Source organism: Intestinibacter sp., from assembly GCF_022780145.1.
In the GTDB taxonomy this organism is placed as follows: domain Bacteria; phylum Bacillota; class Clostridia; order Peptostreptococcales; family Peptostreptococcaceae; genus Intestinibacter.
Genome location: NZ_JALEXO010000124.1, coordinates 1 through 3,099, shown reverse-complemented (window position 1 = coordinate 3,099; position 3,099 = coordinate 1). Strand labels below are relative to the sequence as shown.

Sequence of the window (3,099 nt, the reverse complement as noted above, 5' to 3'; positions counted from 1 at the left end):
CAGTTATGCTTTTTTGAAGTTCTGATGCTTCTTTGCCTCTGTGGCTGATAACTGGTGTAGCCATCTTTTGTAGGACATCTTCACTAACATCTATAGGTCCTGGTATGAATAATTTTTTACTCATAATAAGCCTCCTTTCTTCTAAAATTAAAAGTTTATTTTTTATTATCAAAATAATAATTAACTTTATTTAATATCTATAGTATGTTTTTTTGGTTTATTTGTCAATAGATTTGTTAATTTAATCCATATAAATTTTTTTTATACTGAGCTATATTTCAATATATTATGTTGTATATATATGATATTATACGTGATAACGTTAACATTTTTACTTTTATTTATATATAAATTTGATTTTTATATTATGCCCATTTTATTAAAATGTATTCAAAAAATCTGACTAAAAATTAATATTTGTTAAATATAGTATATCTAAAGTATGTTATATTTATATTAAAAAGATTTTAAATTTACATATATTGGAGGTATCAAAAATGAAAGTAGCAGTTATGGCTGGAACTCCTGTAGATACACAAATGGGGGTTGACTTTTTAAAGGAAAAAGGAGTAGACGCGTACTCTTATCCAGTTTCAGAAAACCCAACAGAGCAACTATTGTTCCAAACTCTTCCTATTCAAGAGAGAAAGGAAGCCCTTTTGAAATCGATAGCAAAAATTAAAGAAGACGGCATGGAGGCGATATTTGTTTACTGCAACTCCCTAAGCTCAAGTATCGACTTCCACGAATTAGCTGATATATCTAAAATTTACATAGTTACACCGCTAGATGTTTATGAATTTTTAGCAAATAAATACACTTATTTAGGTCTTATATGCGCTAACGGCCAATCAGCAGGTGGAATCGAAAAGATAATCGTAAACACAAATTCTAAATGCACAGTTGTAGGTTTGAATTCAATGACAATAGTTAATAATGTAGAGGAAAAAATTCCTCCTATGGAGCTTATAAAAAACAACCATTTAGAGGATATAATAAGTTTCTTTGAGGGGATAAATGTAGAAGCTATAATCCTTGGATGCACTCATTTCCCATATTTTGAAAAAGAATTGAAGTCTATCACTAAGCTTAATATTATAAATCCAGCTGAAAAAATGTACGAATTTTTATGCGAAAATTTAAATAAATAAACTGAAAGGAGATAAAAACATGAAATATAAAGTACTAAAAAAACAAAATAGTTCTAAAAGCTGTCTAGTATGCGGCGTAGAAAATGACCTAGGTCTAAAGGCTCGTTTCTACCAATTAGAAAACGGTGAATTAGTCTCTATTTTCAATTCTAAAGAGTTTCACCAAAGCTACCCAGGCAGAGTTCACGGTGGCATCTCTGCAGCGATTTTAGACGAAACTATCGGACGTGCTATCAGCATAAGCGACGAGACTATCTGGGGTGTTACTGGCGCTTTAGAAATCAGATACAAAAAACCAGTTCCTATAGACTGCGATCTAATCACAGTGGCTAGAGTCACTAGGGACACTAGAAAGCTATTTGAAGGCACAGGCGAAATAATCCTACCTAATGGAGATATCGCTGTCACTGCATCTGGTAAATACGTCAAAATGCCTCTAGATAAAATCACAGAAGAATGCAATATGGCTGAGGAATGGCTTGATATTCCCGACGACGATCCCGTTCAATATATAGAAATTCCTGGCAGATAATGCAAGTAGCCCTCCTTTTTAGAAGGGCTATAATTTTATTTAGGATAGGAATTTGGTCCACAGAGTACATACGATACCCAGTCCACGAATCAATCTCTGCCGGCTTCAAAATCTCCTTTTCATCGTAGTATCTCAACATCCTAATGCTGACCTGCATCAACTTTGAAAACTCACCAATTCTAAACATCATACCCCTCCGTTCACAACATACAACTATAACAATATTATATAATATTTCCCATCCCCACATCATTGTGAATATATTTAACAACTTTGTGATACAACTTTAGCTGTATTTTTATCATTTTTTATAAATATGAAAAGTCCTTTTAATTGAAATTAGTGAGTTTATGAATAATTGGTTTATTTGTATATTTGTAACTTAATAAAATAATATCGAATTTCTTACATTAAGTTTCCTGACCTAAACAACCTCTAATTACTGTAAATACCTTTATTTGAGTGTTTATACCACTATCACAAAGTTGTTAAATATAATTACAATAGGCACGGTTGTGGTATATTTATAATGTTTCATAAATTAAGAAACAAGCTGAGTTTATCAGCTTGCTCTTTAAAATTTATTTTATTTAACATTATTAATGGAATAACTCGTTGACTTTATTTCTAGCCTTTTGTTTTATTTCTGGAGTTACATAAAATACAGCTAAAGCCAATGCGCCTGCCACGGCTGCTGCATCATCTGCATATCCAGCTGCAGGTAATAAATCTGGAACTAAATCCAGTGGAGCTATAAAATACCCCAATGCACCTACTATTGCAGCCTTTATCTTAACTGGAACTGTATCGTCTTGTAATAAATAAAATAGTAAAAATAAGTTATATAGTAGCTCTTCACCTATCCCTTGTAAATTACTTAATATCTTTTTAAAAAATCCTTTTTCACTGTATTGATTTTTGTACTCTTCATTTTCTAAGACTTCACTATCAAATTCATTTTCATAATCATTTTTACTTAAATTATTATTTCCTTTTTTATCCTCGTTCATTTAAATCTTCCCCTTTTGTTTTATTTATTAATTTAATAATACACTCATCTAGCTATAATGAACACCGGCAAAATGCAGGGTTGTTATAACAACATTATATTTCTTACTTAGCATCACTCTCTTGTAAATTTCCTACCTTTTTAAAGCCGTATTTTTCAAGCGTATCATTCAGCTCTGTAATATTCATTTTGTCTTGCAAACACTTCAATATAACCAAATCTCTCTTTTTAGCAGCTCTAAACTTGTTAAATCCAGCCACAGTAAGTAGATAATTCGCTTCCTCGTAATTTAGCTCAAATGCAAATATCAATCCGATTATGCTGTCTCTAGAAGGCTGTCTCTGACCCTTTCCTTTAAGCGCAAATATTCCCTCTAAGTATTTTTCCTTGAAATTTGATCCTTTAGA

5 protein-coding genes and 1 pseudogene are annotated in these 3,099 nt (G+C 31.4%); 2 read left to right on the top strand and 4 right to left on the bottom strand.

Features of this window, described 5'->3' with window-relative positions:
• A pseudogene (locus tag MR593_RS13555) lies at positions 1–124 on the bottom strand (alanine--glyoxylate aminotransferase family protein); the annotation flags it as partial.
• Between the two features lie 373 nt (positions 125–497).
• Between MR593_RS13555 and MR593_RS04630 the strand changes: the two are divergent.
• Positions 498–1,151, top strand: coding sequence for an aspartate/glutamate racemase family protein (locus tag MR593_RS04630; RefSeq protein WP_290690254.1), 654 nt, complete (start codon positions 498–500; stop codon positions 1,149–1,151).
• A 19-nt stretch (positions 1,152–1,170) separates the two neighbouring features.
• Positions 1,171–1,683 carry a PaaI family thioesterase gene (locus tag MR593_RS04625; protein ID WP_290690252.1) on the top strand — a complete coding sequence of 171 codons (513 nt, stop codon included), beginning with the start codon at positions 1,171–1,173 and terminating at the stop codon, positions 1,681–1,683.
• Here the strand turns inward: MR593_RS04625 and MR593_RS13500 are convergent.
• The 3 genes from MR593_RS13500 to MR593_RS04610 form a co-directional block, all read right to left on the bottom strand.
• Positions 1,598–1,870: a MerR family DNA-binding transcriptional regulator gene (locus MR593_RS13500; protein ID WP_331474740.1), complete on the bottom strand. Its 273-nt coding sequence runs from the start codon at positions 1,868–1,870 to the stop codon at positions 1,598–1,600. The genes MR593_RS04625 and MR593_RS13500 overlap by 86 nt on opposite strands.
• Before the next feature lie 412 nt (positions 1,871–2,282).
• Positions 2,283–2,693 (bottom strand): YkvA family protein, encoded by a 411-nt coding sequence (locus MR593_RS04615; RefSeq protein WP_290690250.1) that lies wholly within the window; start codon positions 2,691–2,693, stop codon positions 2,283–2,285.
• A 103-nt stretch (positions 2,694–2,796) separates the two neighbouring features.
• On the bottom strand, positions 2,797–3,099 hold a 303-nt coding region (locus MR593_RS04610; protein ID WP_290690249.1), incomplete at its 5' end, for a hypothetical protein.

Coding starts and splice junctions, on each gene's coding strand:
- MR593_RS13500 (WP_331474740.1), bottom strand. CDS start 1,870: ATGTTTAGAATTGGTGAGTTTTCAAAGTTGATGCAGGTCAGCATTAGG.
- MR593_RS04615 (WP_290690250.1), bottom strand. CDS start 2,693: ATGAACGAGGATAAAAAAGGAAATAATAATTTAAGTAAAAATGATTAT.
- MR593_RS04630 (WP_290690254.1), top strand. CDS start 498: ATGAAAGTAGCAGTTATGGCTGGAACTCCTGTAGATACACAAATGGGG.
- MR593_RS04625 (WP_290690252.1), top strand. CDS start 1,171: ATGAAATATAAAGTACTAAAAAAACAAAATAGTTCTAAAAGCTGTCTA.